The organism is Rheinheimera sp., from assembly GCF_037442345.1.
Lineage (GTDB): Bacteria > Pseudomonadota > Gammaproteobacteria > Enterobacterales > Alteromonadaceae > Pararheinheimera.
The window spans coordinates 91,508-116,518 of record NZ_JBBIQL010000002.1 but is presented as its reverse complement, the minus strand read 5'-3'; the positions used below and the strand labels follow the sequence as shown (position 1 = coordinate 116,518).

Sequence of the window (25,011 nt, the reverse complement as noted above, 5' to 3'; positions counted from 1 at the left end):
ATTTCCTCAATGAACCCGAAGGTTCCCCGTTACATTTTTGGTGGGTTAGATTCTTGGTGGTGGCGGCGCCAGCACTTCGCGGTTGCCATTGTGACCGGCACCACTGACGATGCCACTCATTTCCATCTGTTCAACCAGACGGGCCGCGCGATTATAGCCAATCCGGAAACGGCGTTGAACACTGGACACCGATACTTTACGAGCTTCGGTGACAAAAGCCACTGCCTGATCAAAGAGTGGGTCCGATTCGGCGTCATCCCCTTCCAAAGTTTCACCTGGCAACAAGCTGTCTTCGGTTGGTTCCCCATTCAGAATTTCGGCAATGTAATTTGGTGTACCACGTTTTTTCCAGTCCGACACTACGTTGTGCACTTCATGGTCATCGACAAAGGCACCATGCACCCGGGTCGGCACACCTGAGCCGGGCGGCAGATACAGCATGTCGCCCTGACCAAGCAGACTTTCTGCGCCTTGTTGGTCCAAAATGGTCCGCGAGTCAATTTTTGATGACACCTGAAAGGCAATACGGGTGGGGATATTGGCCTTGATCAGACCGGTGATCACATCCACTGATGGCCGTTGGGTTGCCAGGACCAGGTGAATACCGGCCGCCCGCGCCTTTTGCGCAATACGGGCAATCAGCTCTTCCACCTTTTTACCGACAATCATCATCATGTCGGCAAACTCATCAATCACCACCACAATAGCCGGCAGCTTATCCAGTACAGGCGGCTCTGAGCGCATATCGTCCGACGGCTTCCACAGCGGGTCTTTCAGCGGGCTGCCTGCGTCCACAGCATCCTGAATTTTCTGGTTGTAGCCTTTTAAGTTCCGCACGCCCAGCGCCGACATCAGCTTGTAACGCCGCTCCATTTCACCGACACACCAGCGCAGGCCATTGGCTGCTTCCTTCATATCGGTGACCACTTCGGTCAACAAATGCGGAATCCCCTCGTACACAGACAATTCCAGCATTTTGGGGTCAATCATCAGGAAACGTACATCTTCCGGCGTCGACTTATACAACAAACTGCAAATCATCACGTTCACGCCGACCGACTTCCCCGACCCCGTGGTACCCGCCACCAGCAAATGCGGCATACGGGCTAAATCGGCCACCACGGACTTACCGGCAATGTCTTTGCCCAGCACCATGGTAAGTGGCGATTTGGACTGAGTAAAAACCTCATCACCTATCACTTCTGACAGCCGGACAATCTCGCGGTGCTGGTTCGGCAGTTCAAGGCCAATGTAGGATTTCCCAGGAATCACTTCCACCACCCGCACACTGATGGCGGACAAGGAACGGGCCAAGTCTTTTGACAGACCTGTGATTTTACTGACTTTGACCCCTGGCGCTAAATCCAGCTCAAAACGGGTTACCACAGGGCCAGGGTAAACACCAACCACTTTGGCTTCCACACCAAAGTCCAGCAGTTTCACTTCCACCAGCCGCGAAACCCGTTCCAAATCAGCCGGGTCAATCGGATTGGTGGCTTTGTCCGGTCTGTCCAGCAACGCCAGCGCCGGTAAATCATCAGCACTGAAACCGGCTTTGCGGGGCAACGGACTGTCGTCTTCGTCGTCCTCCTCTGGCGGCACCTCGTCATAGCTTTGCTGCAAGGCAGCAAAACGCTGCTCAAGCTGCGACAGGCGCTGCGCATCGAGTTGTTCATCGGCCGCACTGAACGTCAGATCATCGTCAGCCAGCGTATCCACAGCCACAAAAGCACTGGATTGCGTTTGCTCATCCAGCGGACTGAAAGGCAAAGGCGTCACTTCGTCCTGCGCTGCAAAATAGCCGCGTTTGGGGGCCGTCACAGGTTCAGTCCAGGGCAGATCAAAATCATCGTCGTCAGCGCCGGTCAGGCGCACCTGGGGCGTGTCCTGCCCAGTTGAAGGCGTTCGCTGCCCCGCATCCTGGATGACAGTGGCCGACAAGCTGATTTCACCAAAAGAGGGGTCCATTCTGGCACTGACAGAGGCCATATCCCCCACAGCTTGAGGCTCAGCCTTGGTATCCGTCAGTTCAGCCGGAGCAAGACGGACAGAGACAGGGTCAAGGGCGGAGCTCTCAGGAACCGAAGTGATAGCGGCCTGGTTCAGCCCGGAGTCTGGCAGCACAGCAGTTTCAGGCTGATACTTACGGCTTAACCACTGATTGAGTTTGGCCGGCAACCGCACAAGCCCACTCAGTGCGGTCCAGACCAAAGCACCAAGTTCATCAGCCACGGTAACCCAGGAGATGCCGGTGGCCATGGTCAGGCCTGTACTCAAGCCGCACAGCAGTAACAAGGTAGTGCCAATAAAGTTGAAGTTTGGCAGCAGCATGTCGGCCACCACATCACCGACCACGCCACCGGATGAAAAGTAATAAATGTCATTAAAGTTGATGCTGCTTATTGCACTGGCTGCCAAGACAGTCAGCACCAGCCCCAGCAGGCGCAGCCCCAGGATCATAAAATCCATCTGCAGCAGACTTTGAGCCCGGCGCAGTACCAGAAAGCCGCCCAATGCCACCAGTGGCGGCACCAGAAAAGCTATCCAGCCAAAACAAAATAACAGGATGTCGGCAAACCAGGCGCCTTTAGGACCAGCGTAATTGCGGATCTCGGCCTGATAACCGGCTTGAGACCAACTGGGGTCTGCCGGGTCAAACGATAGCAGCGCCAACAACACAAAAGCCGCAAAACCGAAGCACAGGATCAAGCCCACTTCAGACAGTCGTTGCATGGCATTTAACGAAAACAGTACCTGGGCGCGCACCCTGATGGCCTCATTCAACACAAATTTATTCCATTTACTTCTTAGAATTCTACAGTTTAAAGATACCAGAGACAGCTTTGGCTTGCACCCATTACGTCACTGCAACAAAGCTGGTCTGCTTTACTTCTTCCATCACCACATAAGTGCGGCTTTCCCGCACGCTGGGCAGTCTGAGTAAGGTTTCGCCCAAGAGTTCACGATACGCCGCCATATTGGCAACCCTGGTCTTCAGTAAAAAATCAAAACTGCCGGACACTAAGTGGCACTCCTGAATCTCATGGAGCTTTTGCACCGCTTTGCTGAACTCATCAAAATCTTCAGGGGAAGTTTTGCTCAGCGTGATTTCGACAAACACCAACAACTGAGCCCCCACCTTAGTTGGGTCCACCAGCGCTGTGTAACCAAGAATGTACCCTTCCGCCTCCAGCTTACGAACCCGCTCTAAACAGGGGGTGGCACTGAGCCCTACCCTTTTCGCCAGTTCTACATTGGCTAAGCGACCGTCGTGTTGCAGTTCTGTCAGAATTTTTCGGTCGATCCGGTCAAGCTTCTTGACACTTTTACTGGTCTCATACATAGCAGATAAAAATATGTTTATGGAGATGAATGCAGGATTAATAACTTAGATGAAGCCTAAAAACAACAGGTAATTCTGCATATCTCCCTCTATACTAGCCAAAAATTTTACCAACCCCTACAGAGGCGGATAATTATGATTATTGGTGTACCAAAAGAGATCAAAAACCACGAGTACCGTGTCGGTATGACCCCGTCCAGCGTGCGCGAACTGGTTGCACACGGCCATCAGGTGTTTGTCGAACATAACGCCGGCTCCGGTATTGGTTTTGGTGACGATGCTTACCAGGCCGCTGGCGCAGAAGTGCTGGCTACCGCCGCAGAAGTTTTTGCCAAGGCAGAAATGATTGTCAAAGTAAAAGAGCCTCAGGCCGTAGAACGTGCCATGCTGCGCGAAGGCCAGATCCTGTTTACTTACCTGCACCTGGCACCGGACCTGCCGCAAACTGAAGACTTAATCAAATCCAAAGCCATTTGTATCGCTTACGAAACCGTCACTGACAACCGCGGTGGCTTGCCATTGCTGGCGCCAATGTCTGAAGTTGCCGGCCGTATGTCCATTCAGGCCGGTGCCCGCGCACTGGAAAAATCCTGTGCCGGTCGTGGCATGCTGTTGGGCGGCGTGCCAGGGGTAGAACCAGCCAAAGTGGTGATCATCGGTGGTGGTATGGTCGGCACCAACGCAGCGCAAATGGCCGTGGGGATGGGAGCGGACGTCACAGTGCTGGATCGCAGCATTGACGTGTTACGCCGTATTGACGCGCAGTTTGGTGGCACAGTGAAAGCTGTGTATTCCACCGCTGATGCGCTGGAGAAACATGTACTGGCTGCTGATTTAGTGATTGGCGGTGTGCTGATCCCAGGTGCTGCAGCGCCAAAACTGGTGACTGCGGATCATATCAAGCGGATGAAACCGGGTTCCGCCATTGTGGATGTGGCTATTGATCAGGGCGGTTGTGTGGAGACGTCCCGTGCGACCACACACGCGGATCCAACCTACATTGTGGATGACGTGGTGCACTACTGTGTGGCAAACATGCCAGGTGCGGTACCGCTGACCTCTACTTTTGCGCTGAACAATGCCACCCTGCCATTTATTATCCGTCTGGCGAATAAAGGCTACAAACAAGCCTTACTGGACGATGCACACTTACTCAATGGTCTGAACGTGATCAATGGTCAGGTGGTTAATCAGCACGTTGCTGACGCGCTGTCTCTGCCATACACTGACCCACGTCAGGCACTGGCCGCAGTCTAAGCGTTCAGTTTTATTCAGGAAAAGCCGGACTTTTTGGTCCGGCTTTTTTATTGGAGGATTTCCCATGTCACGTGCATTACTTCTGCTGACTCTGCTGTGCAGCTCGGCTTGTCAGGCGCAACAGGGCCCGTCAGCTCCACTGCGGTTTGACAAAGAGTGGTTGCAGGTCGGTTCACAGCAGATTGAAGTGGAACTGGCCATCAGCCCCGAGCAACGGGCACAAGGCCTGATGGACAGGCCCAATGTGCAGACCGGCATGTTATTTATTGGTGACGCAGTGCGGCCTATGGCCTTTTGGATGCATAACACACCGTCCGCTCTTGATTTGGCTTATATCAAAGCCGACTGGACCATTGAACAGGTGATTGCACTGGAGCCTTTTGATCAAACCAGCCGCCCTTCCGCCGGACCTGTGCTGGGGGCGCTGGAAATGCCGCTGGGCTGGTTTAAAGCCCATGGGATCCAGGCCGGTGACCGTATTCAACGTTGTGGTAAAACAGCCTGTGGTCAGGCTCAGGATTGAGCCTCCTCTTTCAGTAAGACCACATCGGTAAACCCTAAAGCGGCAAAGGCATTGCGGCGGTAATCTTTCAATGCCCCTTTGCCTTTGGCGGTCATCGCCACCTGTTGCTCCATCTTGCGGAACGCCGTCAGATCCACCCCTTCGGCAGCCGCTGCGGCTTCAAAAGCGTCATGGTACTTGTCATAACTGAAGGGCTGCTGTTTCAGCACCCCTTTGTACTTATACTGCAACGTTCTGGCCATAAGTTTCCCGTTGTTTAATTGCAGGTGCGGCATACATTTGTTCAACATAAGGACGTAAACCCGCAGGCAACGCAGCCAGTTTTTGCTGGTACTGTTGTTGGTCCGCCGCCGCAATTGAACGATCCGACAGGCCTGCCGCCAGATAATTCACCGGGAAAAGTTTATAACCTGCCCAGATCTGCCGGTCGATTTCGTCTGCCACTTGTTCAGGTGTGGCAAAATCCCCCTGAAGCGGTGTGCCAAAATGCACATGAATGCGGCCTTTCTGTCCGGTAATACCACGCACTATGCTTTGAATATCCTCAAATTCTGCCTTTTGGTACTGACCTGTACTCGCCAGTTGATACAGCTCATTGGCTTTGGCTTCATCCAGTGGGTCAAATTCATAGGACAAACAAACCGGAACCAGCTTTAATCCCTGAATATACGCAGCAAATTCTTCACCACGTTTTTTCCCTTCGATAAAAAACATTTTCAGAATAGCGTCATCCGTTTGGTCCAGGCCATCTTTGGCCCGACCTTCTTTTTGCGCTATCCAGATGGAGTGCCCGGTTTCCAGGGAATGTTTGATATAGGCCGACAATTGGCTCAGAGCTTTGAGCATTTCGCGCGGCGCCTTGACCGAGCGTTTGACAATAAAACTTTTATTCAGCTTCATCAGCTCTGTGGCACAAGGCATTTTCAGCAAGTTGTCACCAATGGCAATCCGCACCGTGTCCATGCCTTTTTGGTGCAGACACCAGTTGACCAGCGCCGGGTCCATTGCAATATCCCGGTGGTTTGACACAAATAAATAAGATTGTTTCGGATCCAGGTGCTCAAGGCCGGACACTGTCATGCCACTGGAGCTTTGCCGCAGGCTTTGCTCCAGAAAGTCGGCAACCAGATGCTGAACATCCGCCACTGTTTTTAAGCCACTGGCTTTACGTTTTAATAACCAACGCAGAAAGGGTGTAAATAAATAACGTACTGTTTTTGGCCAGCTGGCCAGACGGTAATTCAGAATAGCGTGTAAGAAGTCCTGATCATCCAACAGGCGGCTGATGGCCCCCTGCACTTCGTCATCATGATAAGGACGGATTTCCAGAAAAGGATCCGATTGAGTAGACACTAATGATTCATCCAGCACAAAAAAAGAAGCTGTATTCTACCTACAGCAGCCGTGCTGGCTAGTCCGATCAGGCAAAATACCCCGAAACTAAGCGGACAACAGATAAGCCGCCCCTGCCGTGACAGGACTCAATCTGTTCGCCAGCACTCTGACATGACTGAGTGGAGAAAGTTCTTTGCCGGTCAGGGTTTGTACAGATTCAAGCAACAGGCAGTCTGCGATCTGGCCTTCAGTGGCGAACAACAAAGCTTTCGCCGGACTTTGCCCCACCAGCACAACCAGGCTGTAATCCGCCAGAACACGGGATGCGGTGCCGAAGTGGAAATAATGGCTTTTTTGCACTGCTGCGGCGGCAAAGTGCCGTATAACCATCAAACGCAATGCGCATTGCATCGCAAGCTCATCGGGCATAATGGCGTCCAGCTGTTCCAGTTGTTCCATCAGCAGGCTTGCATGCTCAAGCGTCAGGGGGGCGACGTCCCCATGTGCCACTGGGCTGTGCCGCAGCTGCTTTTGGTTCAGCCCGGAACAGAGCACAGTGGACGCATTCAGGCACAGCTGCAAGGTGCCTTGTTGCGGGCAAAACTGCCAGCGCCAGTTGGGGTTGATAAACAGCATAACGACCATCCTTCTTCGGTGATTGCTGTTGTTCTACCCCAGCCTTTGAGGCTTGCCAAAGATTATTTGGTGCTAAATTTGCAGGATCAGAAACTGATCCTTATAAGCTTTCCACGATCTCTTTGACCAGCTGCGGGCCCCGGTAAATAAAGTTGCTGTAAACCTGCAACAAATTTGCTCCTGCTGCCAGTTTTTCCTGCGCCGCAGCCGCCGAATCAATACCTCCGACGCCGATGATAGGCAGCTTCGGACCCAGCGCCACACGCAGCTGCCGGATGATTTCGGTGCTTTTTTGCTGCACGGGTAAACCGCTTAAGCCCCCCATTTCCTGACCATGTTTTAAATGAGCGACCGCTGTTTTGTCCAGCGTCGTGTTGGTGGCGATCACACCATCCATTTTGCTGGCCAGCAAGGTTTCGGCGACCTGCTGAACTGCGACAGGATCCATATCCGGTGCAATTTTGACAAAGACAGGGACGTATTTGTCTTGCTGCGCCTGCAAATCCAACTGTTCATTTTTGACCGCTTGCAGCAAGTCCAGCAAGGCATCACCAAATTGCAGATCACGCAGACCCGGTGTATTGGGCGACGAAATATTGACCGTGATGTAACTGGCATGGGCATAGACTTTGCGCATGCATTCAATGTAATCGTCTTTGCCTTTTTCGTTGGGCGTGTCTTTGTTTTTGCCGATATTAATACCAAGCACACCTTTGTAACTGGCCTTTTTCACGTTCTCGACCAGATAATCAACGCCTTTGTTGTTAAAGCCCATCCGGTTAATAATGGCATGGGCTTCAGGCAAACGGAATAAGCGTGGTTTGTCATTGCCAGCCTGAGGCCGTGGCGTCACAGTGCCAACTTCGATAAAGCCAAACCCCATCTGACCAAAGGCATCAATGCAGTCGGCATTTTTATCCAAACCAGCCGCCAGCCCCACCGGATTATCGAAGTGCAGCCCGGCCACTGTCACAGGTTTCTTCGGTAAAGTTTGGCGCCATAACAACGAGGCTGGCGTATTTTTCAGATGCTTCAGACTGCCCAACGCCAGATGGTGAGAGAACTCGGCATCGGTACAAAACATCAAAGAGCGGGCTAAAGAATAAAACATAATGGGCTGGCTTCTCATGGTTGCTGCGGCTTGGCGCAGTGATACAAGTTCAGGCAAAAAAATACCCCGGTGAAAACCGGGGTATTTTAGCCACTTCTGTGATTATTTCACAGGATCACAGTGATGGCTCAACAACATCAGCTCGCGCAGTGCCACAGAGAACTTGGCGAACTCATGGCTCTTGGTGGTTTTGAACTCAGCCAGCATCAGGCGCCAACGGGCCAATACCCCTTCATGAGCACTGATCCATTGGCTGATCACGGCATCGGCGTCACAAGCACCGCCACAACTGCGCACCACCACAGCGGATAAGGCGCGTTGCTGCCAGTCCAGCTCTTCACGGTACGAAGCGCGGGCCAGCGCCTGCCAGTGGTTGGTGACCGGCTGTTGAGTGATTTGCTCCAGGAACCAGTGCAAGTCCAGACGGTCGCCCAGCTTGAAGTAAATCTCGGCGGTCAACAGCAAATCGTTGTTTTCCGCTGCGGCCACCTGGGCAATATCCATAATAGAGAACAGGCTGCTCAGCTGGGCCATATAACGGGCCAGTGGTGCAGGAATGCTCTGCTCGACCAGTTTGTCCGCATTGGCGGCAATTTGTTCGGCTTCCACTGGCGCCATCAGACGGTGCAGGTGTTCGGACACCGCCTGATAGGCCGGTTTGAAAAACTCCACCGTTTGCTGAATATCCAGCGCTTTGTTGCGATGACGCAGGAACCAGCGTGTGGTACGACGCATGGTACGGCGTAACTGGTGTAACAGGCGGATTTGCACATCAGCGGCAATCTTATTGTCCAGCTCTTCAATCTGCGCCGCCACAGCTTCTGCATCAAACAGGTCACGGGCAATGGTGTAACACAACGCGACTTCACCGATGGACGAACCTGTTTCTTCCATCATACGGTGGGCAAAGTTCGCCCCCATGTCGTTGACCAGCATATTGGCCAGCTTAGTGGCAATAATTTCGGCTTTCAGCGGGTGAGTTTCCATCTGAGCGGCAAACTGGTCCTGCAATACCTGCGGGAAGGCTTTGAACAGATGACGTTTGAAGTAGCTGTTTTCATAGATCTCAGGCAGTACCAGCCACTCTTTGAGCACCATCTTGCCGTATGCAGTCAGAATGGCCATTTCAGGACGGGTCAGGCCCTGACCTTTGGCAGTGCGTTCTGCCAGCGCATCATCAGAGGGCAGGAACTCCAGTTCCCGGTTCAGTTTGCCGTCTTTTTCCAGCGCATGGATAAAGCGGGTGTATTCCTTCATCTGCTCAGCGCCCAGCACCATAGACACTGAAATACTCTGGGTCTGACGGTAACAGTCGTTGATCACAATGTCAGCAACGTCATTGGTCATGCTGTACAGCAGTTCATTGCGCTGTTTCAGCGTCATATCGCCGCTGGCGACCAGCGCATTCAACAGAATTTTGATATTGACTTCATTGTCTGAACAGTCCACACCACCGACGTTGTCGATAAAGTCGGTGTTAATCCGGCCGCCATGCATAGCGTATTCAATACGGCCACGTTGGGTGGTCCCCAGATTACCGCCTTCCCCGATCATTTTGGCTTTGACGTCTTTGCCATTGACGCGCAATGGTTCTGATGCCCGGTCACCCACTTCGGCATGGCTTTCGTCTGTCGCTTTGACATAAGTGCCGATACCACCGTTCCATATCAGATCCACCTGCATCATCAGCGCGGCGCGGATAAACTCGTTTGGCGTCAGGCTGGTGGCTGTAGTGCCCAGCATCTGCTGCATTTGTGGCGTCAGCTTAATGGCTTTGGCACTGCGGGAGAAAACGCCGCCGCCTTCGGAAATCAGCGACTTATCGTAATCATCCCAGGTGGAGGTCGGCAGGTTGAACAGGCGCTGACGCTCGGCAAAGGACGTTGCCGACACCGGGTTCGGGTCGACAAAAATATGCATATGGTTAAACGCCACCTGCAGGCGGATATGTTCGGATAACAGCATACCGTTACCAAACACATCACCGGCCATATCACCTATCCCAACCACGGTAAAATCTGTGGTCTGGCAGTCAATGCCAATTTCGCGGAAGTGACGTTTCACCGACTCCCAGCCACCACGGGCGGTAATGCCCATGCCCTTGTGGTCGTAGCCGTTGGAGCCGCCAGAAGCAAAGGCATCGCCTAACCAGTGGTTGTATTCCAGCGAAATGCCGTTGGCGATGTCGGAGAACGTGGCTGTGCCTTTGTCGGCTGCGACCACCAGATAGGGGTCATCTTCGTCCAGACGCACCACCGACTTGGGCGGCACAATTTGTCCTGAAACAATATTGTCGGTCACATCCAGCAAGCCACGGATAAAGGTGCGGTAACAGTTTTTACCTTCTGCCAGCCAGGCATCACGGCCACCTGTGGTGGGTAATTTCTTACAGACAAAACCACCTTTGGCACCGACCGGGACTATCACGGTGTTTTTCACCTGTTGGGCTTTGACCAACCCCAGCACTTCGGTACGGAAATCTTCACGGCGGTCTGACCAACGCAGGCCTCCACGGGCTACTTTACCGAAGCGCAGGTGCACCCCTTCCACTTTGGGTGAGTAGACAAAGATCTCAAAGAATGGCAAGGGCAATGGCATATCCGGAATCTGCGCCGGACGGACTTTGAATGAAATGTAAGGCTTTTGCGAACCATCTTCCGCATTCTGGAAGTAGTTGGTGCGCACAATGGCCTGAATAATAGAGAGGAAACGACGGAAAATACGGTCATCGTCCAGGTTGGCTACTTGCTCCAGCTGCGCCAGGATGTCAGTTTCAATGCCGGCAATCTGCTCAGCAGAGGCAGCAGCTTCCGGGTCAAACTTACTGTTAAACAAGGTCACCAGTAAACGCGCCAGCTGCGGGTAGCGGGCAAAGGCAGATTCGACATAAGCCTGGCTGAAGGTGCCACCAATCTGACGTTTGTATTTGGCAAAGGCTCGCAGCAATGAGGCTTCACGGCCTGTCAGACCGGCGCCCAGGATGAGACGGTTAAAGCCGTCATCTTCCAGATCACTGTTCCAGACTTTGGCGAATGATTCCTGGAACGACAGTTGCGCCGTTTCAAAATCGGCCGGCATTTCACCGTTCACTTCCATCGAGAAATTCAAAATCCAGCTGACACTGCCGTCCGGGCAACGCACGGCGTATGGCGTTTCGCCAATCACCCGCAGGCCAAAGTTTTCCAGAATTGGCAAGACGTCGGATAAATGAATGGGATGATCTTTGTGGAACAGATTCAACCGCACTGCTTTGCTGTCATCCCGCTCTTCCTGCGGTTTATAAAACAGCATATCCAGCTTGTGCTCGTCGTTCAGCGCTTCCAGCTTCTGGATATCCACCAGCGCGTCGTTTGGCAGCATTTCGTCTTTGTAAGCCCGCGGGAACGCGTTCAGATACTTACGTGACAACTCACGGCCCCGGGCTTCGCCATAATGGGCCAATAAGGCGGTTTCCAGCTTGTCTTCCCAGGTGCGGGCCGCTTCCACTAAATTACGTTCAATTTCTTTCACATTAAACTCGATACTGTTGTCGTTGATCCGGACAAAATAATGAGTCCGGGCCAAAACGGATTCAGAGAAGTAGGTGGTGAATTCAACAGGTTCTGTGCTGCCTAAAGATTGCGCCAGAATAGCCTGGGTTTCTTTACGCAACTGCGTGTTGTAACGCTCACGCGGTACATAGACCATGGCAGAAACAAAGCGCCCAAAGGCATCTTTACGCACAAAGAGACGGGTCATATCCCGCTCCTGCATTTGCAGCACACCGGTCGACACGTCCAGTAAATCGTCCACTGTGGCCTGGATCAGCTCATCGCGCGGGTAGGTTTCCAGAATATTCAGCAGCGCTTTGTAGGCATGGGTGCCCACAGCAAAACCAGACTTGGCCATCACTTTGGCCAGCTTACTTTTCAGCAATGGAATATCGGCGGCGCTGTTGTTGTACAAAGAGGAAGAATACAGACCGATAAAACGATCTTCACCTATCACCTGACCTTTGTCGTCAAACTTCTTCACCCCGACATAGTCGATATAAGCCGGTCTGTGCACACGGGATTTATTGTTGGTTTTGGTCAGGATCAGCAACGACGAATTCAATGCCTGTTTACGGGCCTGAGCCGGCAATTCGGACAACATCAGGTCACGGGATACTGAGCGGCGCATCAGGCCCATAGCGCCTTCATTGACGCCTTCAATTTTATGGTCCCCCTCCACCGCTTTAATACGGTATTCGCGGTAGCCCAGAAAAGTGAAGTTGTCTTTCACCATCCAGTTTAAAAATTCCAGCGTTTGATTCAGTTCTTCCGGCTCACTGTGACTGGCCTGTTGTGGTAAATCAGCAATCACCTGTTTCAGCTTTTCACGCACCGGACGCCAGTCCTGTACCGCCAGAGACAGATCTTCCATCACCGACTGCAATTCAGCCTTTAACGCATCAATAGCCGTTTTGTCGGTCATCCGGTCGATTTCAATATGAAACACCGTTTGTTCAGTGCTGGCATTGCCGATAGTGCCCAATTTATGGAACTGAGTGATATCGCCATTGTCACCCCGAACGGTTTGCAGCGGATAATGCAATAACAGGTGTGACGTAATGGTCTGCCGGTTCAGTGCCATGCGCACCGAGTCCACTAAAAACGGACTGTCTTTCACCACGATTTCGACGATAGTGTGTCGGGATTCCCAACCATGTTTGGCGATTTCCGGGTTAAACACCCGGATCAGCGCTTTGTCGTCCGTGTGGCCATTCAGGCTTTGCCACAGACTCAGCGCGGCGCCATATAAATCGCTGTCATTGCGTCCGAATAAATCTTCATGCGACATGTCGCCGTACAGGGTAAAAGCAAACTTCTCGACCAGATCGACCTGGTCTTTCACTTTGGAGCGGATCAGCTTACTTACGTTTTGGAGTAATACAGAGGGTTGACCGTCTATGAGTGCCATTTTGTAATCCTTGTTTGAAACCTCAGTGCCAGACACCGGGTTTTCTTTACTTGCAGAGCGTGTCAGGTGCGAAGTTTATTGACTATTATCCGCCTTTTCGAGCTTTATTTATAGCTTTTGTTCTGGTTGGTCCAGCAAAGAAATGGCTGATTTGACAAAGTATTCATCTGCTTTAAATAGAAAATGGCCCTAAGGCCATTTTCGTGTTTAATCATGCAAAAAATGAATGTGCAGATTTTAACCGACAGTTTTGTTTTTCCGCCAGAACAAGGCAGCCAGGGCCGGTAACACCAGTACAGCCCCCAGCATATTCACCAGGAACATAAAGGTCAGCAGTATGCCCATATCGACCTGGAACTTCAGTGCGGAGAAGACCCAGGTGCTGACACCAATCGCCAACGTCAGACCGGTAAACAGCACTGCGCTGCCGGTTTCCTGCAAGGCTGTAAAGTAGGCCTGACGTAACGAGGTGCCATTTCGTAACAGCTGCGTCATGTTTGACAGAATATAAATGCCGTAATCCACACCAATACCAACGCCCAGCGCGATCACCGGCAAGGTCGACACTGTCAGACCAATTTCCAGATGAGTCATCAGTGCGGTTGCCAGCATCGACACCACGTACAGCGGAACAATGACAGCCACAGTGGCCCGGACAGAGCGGAAGCTCAGCAGACACAACAACACCACCGCGCCGTACACCCACCACATCATCGGGGTCTGAGCCGCTGACACCGCTTCATTGGTCGCTGCCATCACCCCGACTGGGCCAGAGGCCAGTTTAAATTTAAGGCTGTCGGTTTCAAGCTCTGCGCCAACCCGTTTGGCTTCAGCCACTACGTTTTCGATGGTCTCCGCTTTATGATCCTGCAGAAACAGGATGACCGGCATGACGGAACAATCGGTGTTTAACAGCCCTGTACTGGTCTCAACCCGGCTGGACGCCTGCACCAGACTTTCGGTGGTGCGTGGCAAAACCCGCCATTTCATATTGCCTTCGTTGTAAGCCGCATTAATGGTTTTAGACACCGAAGACAAGGACACGGCAGACTGCACACCTGGCACATTTTCCATTTGCCACTGGAACTGATCGATACGCTCCATCACATCATGGAAGGTACAGCCATTGGCTGGGGCTTCCACCATGACATTGATGTAATCGACCGAAATGGCGTATTTGTCTGTGATCAGAAAGGTATCCTGGTTATACACCGAGTCTTCATGCAGTGCAGGCGCTCCGGCATGCAAATCACCAATCTTCAGCTGGCTGCTTTGTTGCCAGCCATACGCAAACAAGGCAGCAGTAATGGCCAGGATCAGGGCGGCATATTTGGGTGTGGCACAAGCCGACATGGCATGCCAGAACTTGTCAATGCCCGGGTGAGGCTGACGGATTTTCTGCTGGTACTTGTCGCTGAACCGGATGTAAGACATCAGCACCGGCAGCAAAAACAGGTTGGTCAGGATAATCACACCAACCCCGAGACTGGCGGCTATGGCCAGTTCACGGATCACACCGATATCGATAATCAGCAGTGTCAGAAAACCCACAGTGTCAGACAGCAAGGCGACACCACCAGGGATCAGCAGTTTGCGAAAGCTGGCCTGGGCCGCAGATTTGGCGTCCAGCCCGGACGCAACAAATTTGCCTGTGGCATTGATCATTTGCACACCATGACTGACGCCGATGGCGAACACCAGGAATGGCACCAGAATAGACATTGGGTCTATACCAAAACCAGCGGTACTGAGCAGACCCATTTGCCAGATCACTGCAATCAGTGAACAGGCAATAGGCAACAGCGTCAACATGACCGAACTGCTGAACAGGTACACCATGACGCTGGTAATGGCAATGGCCACTGCAAAAAACAGCAACACGCCTTTGGCACCGTCCGCCACGTCGCCCACCATTTTGGCAAAACCAATGATATGAATGCTGGTGTTGTCGTCCTGATACTGAGCCCGCACCTGCTGCTCCAGCTGGCTGGCAAAGGCAATGGTATCCAGCTTTTGTTGGGTGTCCGGGTCGACTTCCAGCAACTGCGCCGTAATCATGGCGCAGCTGAAATCATCGGCCACCATACGGCCAACAATACCGGCTTTTTCGATATTGGCTTTCACTTCGGCCAGGCCAGCTTCGCTAGGCGTAAACTCTGCCGGTATGACAGGGCCGCCGGCAAAACCGTCTTCCACCACTTCTACAAAGCGGGTTGAGGGGCTGAACAGCGATTTAACCAGACTGCGGTCAACACCTGGCAGGTAATAGACCTGGTCATGCACTTTTTTAAAGGTGGTAAAAAAATGTTCGTTAAAAATAGAGCCATGGCTGTCGCAGACCGAAACCAGAATATTGTTGGCGCCACCAAAATCTTTGGCGTGCTTCATATAGGTCTGCATATAACTGTGCTGCAGCGGAATGTTTTTGGTAAAGGCCGCATCCAGTTTAATCTGGCTGGCTTTAAACAATAACACCAGGGTGGCCAGCACAAACAGCAGGATCACCGGTATTCTGTGGCGGAACAGGGCCTGTTCACAACGATTGACGATACTATTCAGACTCATAAGGCTTAGTCTTCTTTAACAGGGGTAAAACGCAAACCAGCTTCCGTCACCTGAACCAGTTGCTGGCCTATCACCAGCGCATTCAGTATGGCTTTGCTGTCCTGGGTGGCTGTGTTGACAAAGGTCACTCCGTCGTCAGTGCTTTTCAGTAAAGTACCGGCATTGCCGGTCAGGTACAGATGACCGGCATCATCCGAAAATGCGCTGTTCAGGGTCGCCTGCGATGGCAGACTGATGGCCTGCCAGCTTTGGCCTTCGTCAGTACTGCGAAAGGCATGACCACGCAACCCCACAGCAATCAGACTGCCCTTGGCGGTTTTGGTAATACCAAACAGGGAACCGTTGTAAAACTCTGGCTGACGCACCCAGCTTTTACCAAAATCCTGGCTGGTGGCAAAAAAGCCAGCCTCACCCACCAGATACAAAGTGCCCTGATGCAAATACACCCGGTTAAAGTGCGGCAGAATCGAGGCTTTTTCCGCTTCATAGCCTTCAGGGTCGGTTTCTTTTAATTCCTGCAGAAATTCACGGTCTTCATCACCAACCAGTTCTTCGTGGAACTCAGCCAGCCAGCTGTTGCCGCCATCCGTGGTGCGGAAAAACATGCCATAAGCGCCCAGAGCTATGCCATGGCTTGAGTTTTCAAACAAAATATCAAACAAAGGTTTATCAGTTTCGGGTTTGTACTGCTGCAACAGCCAGCTCTTGCCAGCATCTTTGGTGGCAATAATGCTGGCATCATGCCCCACGGCCCAGCCATGCTGCGGATCGGCAAAATACACTGAGGTTAATAAGCTTTGCAGCGGTGTGGCCGCCTGAGCCCAGTCAGCGCCATTGGAGCTCGTCAGCACATGGCCTCTGTCGCCCACGGCCACATACAGCTGGTCAGAAACCTTCACCAGGTCGGTCAATAAGGAATGTTGGGCCAGTGGCAACTGGTACGCCGGCTGCGCCTGAATCGGACCGCTGTCAGCCGCCTGAGCGGACAGACTCAGCACAGCGGCAAAGGAGAATGTTGTTAACTTCATTAGAGTTTTCACTCAGTATCTATTCTGAAACAAAAACGGTTGGCCCAAGCCAACCGTTTCTCTTAGGGCTGCGGATTAGCGGGTGCCTTCACGGCGCAGCGCGGCCGGCGTAAAGTCGTTGTCCGTCAGCTTGACACCAAAGTCATACATCTTGTCTTCATTGTCCAGACCAATAGCCAGATAACGGCGAGTGTTCAGGTCATGATAGACTTCCAATGTACTCCAGTGCGTTGGCACTTCGTAGTAGTTCAGGCCATGCGCCACAGCCACACGGTACAACTCACCGCGGTTGTCATACAGGTCTGCCACATGGATTTGCCAGCTGTCTTCATCAATAAAGAACACACGTTTGCCATACACATGGCTGGTGCCCTGCTTCAGCGAGGCTTCCACCACCCAAACCCGGTGTTTTTCCCACCGCACATACTCTGGGTTGATATGACCAGGTTTGATCAGGTCAGCGTACTTCACATCTTTACTGTGCATTTTGTAGCTGTTGTATGGGATCAGTAATTCCTGTTTACCCACCAGTTTCCAGTCATACCGGTTGGGTGAACCGTTAAACATATCGAAGTCGTCTGTGGTACGCAGGCCGTCGGACGCTGTGCCTGGCGCATCATACGCCACGTTAGGCGCGCGGCGGACACGACGTTGGCCAGTGTTATAAGTCCAGGCCTGACGAGGTGTTTTGATCTGGTCCATGGTTTCATGAACCAGCAAGGCTGTACCGGCCAGACGGGCTGGCGTAGTCACCGCCTGCTTAAAGCGGAACAGAATGTTCTCTTTTTGCAGGGCGTCGACTGTGGCATCCGGCGCTGAGTACTTGAACATGATCTGCTCATCAAAACCGATGGTGACAAAATCACCTGAAGCGGTTGGTGCCACCTGACCACCGTTGCGGCTGGCAGCCACACCACGGTAACGCAATAAATGGTTCCAAATGGCTTCCAGGCCGTTTTGCGGCACCGGGAACGGAATACCTATAGCGGCATTTACAATACCGTTACCACCTTCAACCAGCTCAGCTGTCGATGCAATTTTTTTAGTGGCATCATAGACATACTGAGGGAATGACGCAGTACGCCGGGTCTGATACACATGCATTTTATAGCTGTCCGGGTAACTTTCGAACAGACGGATTTGACCAGGGCTTAACAAGGCTTTGTATTGATTGACATTGGACTTATCAATAGTAAACAGCACTTTGTCACCTGAAAACGGATCCGGATGGTGGTCCCCCACTTTGTAGCCAGCCGGAGCAGCTTTGATACCACCGTCCCAGGCCGGGATGCTGCCATCCGCATTGCCTGCTTTTTCCGCACCCAGCGGCGTCAGATCAGCACCTAAACGCGCGACCTGATCCGCTGGAAGTTTTGCCATAGCGCCACAGCTCAACACAAAAGCTATGGTCGACGCGACCAGGGTAATTTTTTTCATAGGTCTATATCCCCGTCCCTTAAATAGAATACTTGATGTTAAACGATACAAAATCGCGGTCTGCAGTGTTGTTGGTCGTGCCTACGCCCCCCCAGAACGCGTTGTAAGAAAACTCCGCTGACCACTGATTCAGGTAATCAAAACCAATGGTGTAACCGACAGATTTTTTGTCTTTGGAGAACATAAACAGCGGATCCGGTGTAATACCGTTCACGTCATGCGAAAACACCAGTTTGTGGTTCATATTCACACCGGCAAAGACGTTGTTAAAGTCGGCTTTGGCCAGTAAACGATAACCCCAGGCTGAAGCAGTCGGAAACGGATTGGTCTCGGCGCCATTCGACAGGGCTGTATGCAAGCCATCTTTGTTCACCAGCGGACCACCGTTGATGGTACCCAGCAATGGACCGCCACTGCGGTCTGTATTCGGACCATTCAGGCGCAGCACGGATGGGTCTGGCATATCGTGAATTTTGATCCCGCCCACTTCTGCCAGCATGCTGAAGTTGTCGGCAAACAGCATAGGACCAAACAAGTGCGTCATGGTGATCTGAGCCTGGGTGGTGTCGGTCAGAATATAGCCTTGGGCAAACTCACCCGGCATGACTTTATTGCCATCGGCACGGCCAACCTGACTGATGCCTTCCAGCTCCGGACGTAAACCGGCATTGGCCAGTTGCTCAGGCATACCGGCATACAGAATTTCCACGTCATCAATTTGCAGTGGTTCATCTTTGCGGTGTGCCAGCTCACCGGCCACAGAGGTGGTGCCTACTGTGGTGTTAAAGCTGAACCCGTATAATTTGATATCTTCCGGGTATTGCACCAGGGCTTTGGAGAACACGTCCATACCGGCAATATTGTCGGCGGTAATGTTACCGGCATTCTGTTGCAGATAGACCAGGGACTGGACCACGCCGCGATCAGCAGGACCCACGGTGAAGTCAGAGGCAATACCAGAGATCAACGGAGTACGGCTGTGGTAATTCATGTAATACAGCGCAAACTCTGTGTCATTCAGTTCAGGCGAAAAGTATTCGAATTTAATCCCATACTGACCACCGTCTTCCGGTTCAATCTCACCGGCTGAACCTTGTGGACGCAAAGTCACTTTGGTGGAATAGGCAAGCATGGCGCTGACCACCGCCGATTTTTGCGCAGCAGTGGCATTTGGATTGCCCAGCACCTGCAGCATGCTACCTGCCTGAGTGGACAAGGCATTCATTTCCTGTACCAGGAAATCCAGATCAATATCCGGGTTACCGGCAAAACCTAACTGTACGTTCTGGGCATAACCGCCTTCACCGGCAAAATCGTTGGTGGAGAAATAGCTGCCAGGCACAGGCAAATAGCTGTTCTGCCATTCGTACTGATAAAAGACTTCGGCAGACAAATTCTCAGTCAAACCTAAAGATGCCCAGGCCATCCCCACCGGAATAAAGGCTTCTTTCAAATCGGCACCAGGCGTACGTAAGGTGCCTACATCCACAGGGGTAATGTTAATACCGTGGGGGATAAAGGTGCTTTCACCCCAACTGAGAACTTGTTGACCTATGCGCACAGATAACGGATTCGCGCCGTCATTCAACGCAAAATTGCCATACACATAAGCATCCAGTAAGCGGATGTCACGGCACGCCAGTTCGCGGGCGTCTTTATCGGCACATGGGTCTACCTTGTTGCCTGACAGCGGATTGGTGTAAGCCCCATCTTTATCCATCAGCGCTTTATCGTAAAAATAGGTAAAGCGGCTGAAGAAACCTAAATCATCTTTGGCAATGGACAACTCATGGGTGCCACGAAACACCTCAGAGAACATATCGCCTTTATCAAAATTCAAGTTACCGGCGTCACCATTGCTGGAATAAGAACCAGGCTGCGCCCAAATCTCCGCGGCGGTGTACACAGGGTTACCAAAGGCAGTATAACCAGACCAGTTAAAACGCGGGTGGTTGACCTTACTGATGGTGTCGAAATTACGGTCTTCAGCACGCCAGCTGGCTCCGTACGAAAAGGTTGAGTCAAACACAACATCGACATCATTAAAATTGAATGTGGCGGCCTGAGCGGAGCCTGCGGTTAACGCAAACAACGCCGAAGCAACGCCGGCTGCTAATCTGTGTTTAGCAAAGGCAAGTTGCTGTTTTTTCATTGGTTAGTCTCCCCCCTGTCCCTGCAGGTCTTTGTTCTTTTTTATTTATCAGGCCAGCCAACTGCTCGGAGCTCAGCCCATTTCAAGGAAATCATTGCATCATTTTGATCAGGGTGCAAGGCTTGCCACAGAGCAAATCCTTTGATTTCTATTCAGTTTTTCACCACTGCCCATGGTGACTGTCGTTGCACCAGTTTGAGTCATCTGGTTTTTACTGCCACAACCGAGCTAACTTAATGAAAACACAGGCTAAAGTATAAAAAAGCGAGGGGGTTGTTTTAATCCCTTGTTTAAAGTAATAGCTCTAATTAATTTTCTGTAACTGCTCAAACTTGCCGTCATCGCTCAGTGTTAATACAAAGTACCCCTGCAGCCCCTCATGTTGCATATAAGGACGAAAATGACGCAGCGGTAACTGCACTGTCTGCCCATTGGAGGCATAGACCACCACATCGGTGATCCTGCCCTGATAAAAGGCCAGACACTGGGCTTTATCCAACAGCAATGGAAAACGGTACTGTGGCATTTAGTGGCTCAGGCTTTTACTCAGTTTTTCATACAAATCATTGCTTAAACCCGGGCGAGCCGACATTGCGGACAGCACTGCCCTGAGCTGCTCGCCCCTGCCAGGCTCAAAGCGATGCCAGGACAATAAAGGCGTCACCAGCCGTGCTGCCAACTGCGGGTTGATGGGATCCAGTTTCAGAATGACGTCGCTGAGAACCTGATACCCCGAGCCATCGGCGGCATGAAATATCGCCGGGTTTTGCTGGGCAAAAGCCATAAATACCGCTCTGACCCGGTTTGGATTCTGCCAGCTGAACTGCGGATGTGAAGTCAGTTGCTGTAATTCAGCCAAGGTCTTTGCGGCTGGCAGGCTGGCTTTGAGCGCAAACCATTTGTCCAGTACCAGGACATCCTGACGCCAGCGCCGCTCAAATTCTTCCATCAGCGGGTCAAACAAGGGATGCTCCGCATTCCGGCAGGCTTTCAGTACCGCCAGTTGATCGGTCAGGTTATCAGCACCTTGATACGCTTGCTGTAACAGGGCGGCTCCCTCTGCCTGCATCGCCAGATAATCCAGACATAAGGCCCTGAACGCACGCTCTGCCACTTGGTGTTGTTGGTAAGCATAAGGTGTGCTGGTCAGTTGCTGATAACACTGCAGCCATTCTGCGGCTAATTGGGCTGAGAGCTGACGGCGGATCTGTTGCAGCGCATCCAACAGGGCATCGACCGGCACAGGTTGGTACTGTTCAGCCAGCAATTCAAAGGAGGGGGGCGTCAAAAGTTCAGCGATAAAAGCCAAATCTCCCTGCGGCTGGCGCAATAACTCACGGTACAGGTTCAAAAGTTCGATAGGGACGGTCAGCACTTGCGCCCTTTGCACCGACTGCCGGATTAAGTCACTCCAGATCTGCTGCATGGCATCCCAACGGGCGACACCGTCTTCTGCGCTTTTCACCACGGTCAGCAGTTGGTGCAGACTTTGATTGTACTGCAGGCGTACAGGTGCAGAAAAATCGGCCAGAACCACCACCACAGGCTCCTGAGCCGCGTGAAATACACTACTTTGCTGATAGTCTGTCACTTCCACCAGATGTGTCTCCTGGTGCTCTGGCCATAACAGCTCTATACGCACCGGCAGTAGCAGATTGCGTTTTTCCTGCTGGTCAGCCGTCGGTGCAGTGTGCTGGCAAAATTGCAGTTCGAGCTGCTGCAACTCAGGGTGGAAGATTGAATTCACCTGCAGTACAGGCGTGCCAGACTGACTGTACCAGCGGCGGAACAGGCTCAGATCACGCCCATTGGCATCCTGCATGGCACTGACAAAATCATCACAGGTGACCGCCTGCCCGTCATGCCGGGCAAAATACAGATCCATGCCCTGACGGAAGCCGTCTTGCCCAAGCAATGTATGTAACATCCGGATCACTTCTGCGCCTTTGTCATAGACAGTCACTGTGTAGAAGTTATTCATCTCCAGCACCTGCTGTGGCCGGATCGGATGTGCCATTGGGCCTGCATCTTCAGCAAACTGATGAGTACGGATAGTTTTGACGGCGTCGATGCGGCTCAAGGTAGCCGAGGCCATATCCGCACTGAATTGCTGGTCACGAAACACCGTCAGACCTTCTTTCAGGCTAAGCTGAAACCAATCGCGGCAGGTTACCCTGTTGCCGGTCCAGTTGTGGAAATACTCATGACCGATAATAGATTCGATATTGTACAAATCAGTGTCTGTGGCTGACTGAGGGTCCGCCAGCACATACTTGCTGTTAAAAACATTCAGGCCTTTGTTTTCCATCGCCCCCATATTAAAAAAGTCGACCGCCACCACCATGTAGATATCCAGGTCGTATTCCAGACCATAAGTCTGTTCATCCCAACGCATGGCCCGTTTTAAGGCTTCAAGCGCAAACTCGGCGCGAGCCGCATTGCCTTTGTCGACATAAAACTCCAGCGCCACTCTGCGACCCGATCGCGTGATGTAATCCCCTTTCAGGCAATCAAAATCACCGGCGACCAGCGCAAACAGGTAACAGGGTTTAGGAAATGGATCAACCCAGGTTACCTGAACGCGGCCGTCAGTGAGCTCCCGCTCTGCGACTTTATTGCCATTGGACAATAACGCCGGGTAACTGCGCTTATCGGCACTAATATGGGTGGTAAACCGTGCCATCACATCTGGCCTGTCCAGGTAATAACAAATTCGGCGGAAGCCTTCGGCTTCACATTGGGTGCAAAATGCCCCATTCGACAAATACAGACCTTCGAGTGCTGTATTTGCTGCAGGGTTAATGCGAACCTGTAACTCCAGTTCAGCCTGGGCAGGCATTGCAAAAATTGTTAACGACTCGTCCGTCACCTCATACTGCTGAGCAGCCAAAGGCTGACCATCCAGTGTGACGGCAACAAGCTCAAGGTGCTGACCATCCAGGACCAACTGACTGGCGCCTTTTTTTTGCGCTTTCACCTGATAACGGGCGGTCACCAGGGTGCACTGTGGCTCCAGCTCAAACCAGAGTTCGACATCTGTGATTGTAAACTGCGGGGCTTGGTAATCAGCCAGTCGTTTGGCCTGGCGTGTGGTGGTCTGAGTCATCGCTGTCGTATCCACTGGTTAAATCAGAATGAAGTCTGTCCAATGCTAGGAGTAAAAAGAAGGCCAGTAAACTGGCCTGCTGTTGCTGTTATTTATTTTGCACCGCGGCTGTGTAGGGGGTGTCCGGCGGAGTCAGTTTCAGCACTTTAATGCCCAGGTAGGCATAAATCACCGCCAGTACCGGGTTAATCAGGTTAAAAAACGCATAGGCGGCATAATCCAGCGGATTCACATTCAGCACACCGTGCATATAAGCACCGCAGGTATTCCAGGGGATCAGCGGGCTGGTAATGGTCCCCCCATCTTCCAGAGTCCGGGACAAATTCACCGGTGCCAGACCACGGCGTTCATACTCTTCTTTAAACATCCGGCCAGGCATCACAATGGACATGTACTGATCGGCGGTCAGAATATTGGTGGCAAAACAGGTAGCGATGGTGCTGGTGATCAATGAACCTGTGCTCTTGGCCCAGACCAGAATGCCCTGAATAAATTTACGCAGTAAACCAATGTGTTCCAGCACAGCACCAAACATCATGGCGGAGAAGATCAGCCAGCAGGTATTCAGCATTTTTACCATGCCACCACCATTCAACAATTTGTCCAGTTCGGCATTGCCGGTTTCAATCACAAAACCACCATGCAAGGTGGTCCAAACCACCTTCAGTTGGGCCAGCACAGGATTCAGCCCGGCATCCGACATTTTTTGGATCAGATCAGGCTGAAAGATGACCGCCCAAACGGCCCCCAGCAACGCACCGATAAAAACAGTTGGAAAAGCCGGTACTTTTTTGACGGCCATCACCATCAGCACCAACAGTGGTACCAGCATCAGCGGGCTGATCTCAAAATGCTGCTGCAAGGTTTCGCTGATAGCGCGAATAGTTGAATCGTCAGCGTTGCCTTCTGAATTAAAGCCTACAACAGAGAACAGGATCAGTGCCAACACCATACTGGGCACGGTCGTCCAGGTCATGTGGCGGATATGGTCAAATAAGTTGGAGCCGGCTACTGCCGGTGCCAGATTGGTGGTTTCACTGACCGGTGACATTTTGTCGCCAAAATAAGCACCTGACACAATAGCACCGGCTGTTACAGCAGGTGACATCCCAAGCCCCGATGCCACCCCAATTAAGGCAACACCAATGGTGGCCGCCGTGGTCCAACTGGAGCCGATCGCCAACGCCACCACAGCACACAACAAACAACTGGCGGCATAAAACCAGGACGGGTCCAGGATCTGTAAGCCGTAGTAAATCAATGAAGGCACGGTGCCCGACAATAACCAGGTGCCAATCAAGGCGCCAACAGAAAACAGAATCAGCAAGGCGCCTAAAGACAATGAAATGCCTTTGACCATAGCCTGCTCTATTTCGGTCCAGCTGTAGCCATTTTTCAGGCCAATAATGACCCCCACGGCTGCGGCCACAAAAAGTGCGATCTGGTTCGGACCGTATGACGAATCACTGCCGTACAAAAAGACGGACAGGCCCAATAAAAATACCAACACCACAAGGGGAAGGCTGGCATCGAGAAAACTGGGTTCTTTGACTGAGGTGTTGTGTTCCATGGTATGT

Annotated in this window: 15 protein-coding genes and 2 pseudogenes; 2 read left to right on the top strand and 15 right to left on the bottom strand. The window is 52.1% G+C overall.

What is annotated here, in order from left to right:
• Nucleotides 1–45: 45 nt before the first annotated feature.
• From WKJ04_RS01585 to lrp, 3 genes and pseudogenes are all read right to left on the bottom strand, one after another.
• Nucleotides 46–1,569: pseudogene (locus WKJ04_RS01585) on the bottom strand (DNA translocase FtsK); the annotation flags it as partial.
• A 657-nt stretch (nucleotides 1,570–2,226) separates the two neighbouring features.
• Nucleotides 2,227–2,733: pseudogene (locus WKJ04_RS01580) on the bottom strand (DNA translocase FtsK 4TM domain-containing protein); the annotation flags it as partial.
• Nucleotides 2,734–2,857: 124 nt separating this feature from the next.
• Nucleotides 2,858–3,343, bottom strand: a complete 486-nt coding sequence (lrp, locus tag WKJ04_RS01575) for a leucine-responsive transcriptional regulator Lrp (protein WP_337878811.1) — start codon at nucleotides 3,341–3,343, stop codon at nucleotides 2,858–2,860.
• 135 nt (nucleotides 3,344–3,478) lie between these two features.
• On the opposite strand from lrp, the gene ald reads away from it, so the two are divergent.
• Both ald and WKJ04_RS01565 read left to right on the top strand, forming a co-directional pair.
• Complete coding sequence (gene ald, locus WKJ04_RS01570) at nucleotides 3,479–4,600, top strand: alanine dehydrogenase (RefSeq protein ID WP_337878810.1); 1,122 nt, start codon at nucleotides 3,479–3,481, stop codon at nucleotides 4,598–4,600.
• A 64-nt stretch (nucleotides 4,601–4,664) separates the two neighbouring features.
• Nucleotides 4,665–5,123: a DUF192 domain-containing protein gene (locus tag WKJ04_RS01565; RefSeq protein ID WP_337878809.1), complete on the top strand. Its 459-nt coding sequence runs from the start codon at nucleotides 4,665–4,667 to the stop codon at nucleotides 5,121–5,123.
• Here WKJ04_RS01565 and WKJ04_RS01560 read toward each other — a convergent pair.
• The 12 genes from WKJ04_RS01560 to nhaC form a co-directional block, all read right to left on the bottom strand.
• Nucleotides 5,114–5,365, bottom strand: a complete 252-nt coding sequence (locus tag WKJ04_RS01560; protein ID WP_337840174.1) for a DUF2960 family protein — start codon at nucleotides 5,363–5,365, stop codon at nucleotides 5,114–5,116. The genes WKJ04_RS01565 and WKJ04_RS01560 overlap by 10 nt on opposite strands.
• Entirely contained in the window at nucleotides 5,343–6,476 is a 1,134-nt protein-coding gene (locus WKJ04_RS01555) for a 1-acyl-sn-glycerol-3-phosphate acyltransferase (RefSeq protein WP_337878808.1), read from the bottom strand. The genes WKJ04_RS01560 and WKJ04_RS01555 overlap by 23 nt, the downstream gene beginning before the upstream one ends.
• Nucleotides 6,477–6,563: 87 nt before the next feature.
• On the bottom strand, nucleotides 6,564–7,094 hold the full coding sequence (locus tag WKJ04_RS01550) for a hypothetical protein (protein ID WP_337878807.1): 531 nt from the start codon (nucleotides 7,092–7,094) through the stop codon (nucleotides 6,564–6,566).
• A 100-nt stretch (nucleotides 7,095–7,194) separates the two neighbouring features.
• Nucleotides 7,195–8,205, bottom strand: a complete 1,011-nt coding sequence (gene pyrD / locus WKJ04_RS01545) for a quinone-dependent dihydroorotate dehydrogenase (protein WP_337878868.1) — start codon at nucleotides 8,203–8,205, stop codon at nucleotides 7,195–7,197.
• 102 nt (nucleotides 8,206–8,307) lie between these two features.
• Complete coding sequence (locus WKJ04_RS01540; RefSeq protein ID WP_337878806.1) at nucleotides 8,308–13,146, bottom strand: NAD-glutamate dehydrogenase; 4,839 nt, start codon at nucleotides 13,144–13,146, stop codon at nucleotides 8,308–8,310.
• A 237-nt stretch (nucleotides 13,147–13,383) separates the two neighbouring features.
• Nucleotides 13,384–15,711 carry an MMPL family transporter gene (locus WKJ04_RS01535; RefSeq protein WP_337878805.1) on the bottom strand — a complete coding sequence of 776 codons (2,328 nt, stop codon included), beginning with the start codon at nucleotides 15,709–15,711 and terminating at the stop codon, nucleotides 13,384–13,386.
• A gap of 5 nt (nucleotides 15,712–15,716) precedes the next feature.
• Complete coding sequence (locus tag WKJ04_RS01530) at nucleotides 15,717–16,739, bottom strand: YCF48-related protein (protein ID WP_337878804.1); 1,023 nt, start codon at nucleotides 16,737–16,739, stop codon at nucleotides 15,717–15,719.
• A 75-nt stretch (nucleotides 16,740–16,814) separates the two neighbouring features.
• The gene (locus tag WKJ04_RS01525) at nucleotides 16,815–18,176 is read right to left on the bottom strand and encodes a DUF1329 domain-containing protein (protein ID WP_337840181.1); all 1,362 of its coding nucleotides are present in this window, start codon (nucleotides 18,174–18,176) and stop codon (nucleotides 16,815–16,817) included.
• 19 nt (nucleotides 18,177–18,195) lie between these two features.
• The gene (locus WKJ04_RS01520; protein WP_337878803.1) at nucleotides 18,196–20,328 is read right to left on the bottom strand and encodes a DUF1302 domain-containing protein; all 2,133 of its coding nucleotides are present in this window, start codon (nucleotides 20,326–20,328) and stop codon (nucleotides 18,196–18,198) included.
• Nucleotides 20,329–20,632: 304 nt separating this feature from the next.
• Nucleotides 20,633–20,854, bottom strand: coding sequence for a DUF2835 family protein (locus WKJ04_RS01515; protein ID WP_337840183.1), 222 nt, complete (start codon nucleotides 20,852–20,854; stop codon nucleotides 20,633–20,635).
• The gene (gene pepN, locus WKJ04_RS01510) at nucleotides 20,855–23,434 is read right to left on the bottom strand and encodes an aminopeptidase N (RefSeq protein ID WP_337878802.1); all 2,580 of its coding nucleotides are present in this window, start codon (nucleotides 23,432–23,434) and stop codon (nucleotides 20,855–20,857) included.
• An 88-nt stretch (nucleotides 23,435–23,522) separates the two neighbouring features.
• Complete coding sequence (gene nhaC / locus WKJ04_RS01505) at nucleotides 23,523–25,004, bottom strand: Na+/H+ antiporter NhaC (RefSeq protein WP_337878801.1); 1,482 nt, start codon at nucleotides 25,002–25,004, stop codon at nucleotides 23,523–23,525.
• Nucleotides 25,005–25,011: the final 7 nt, after the last annotated feature.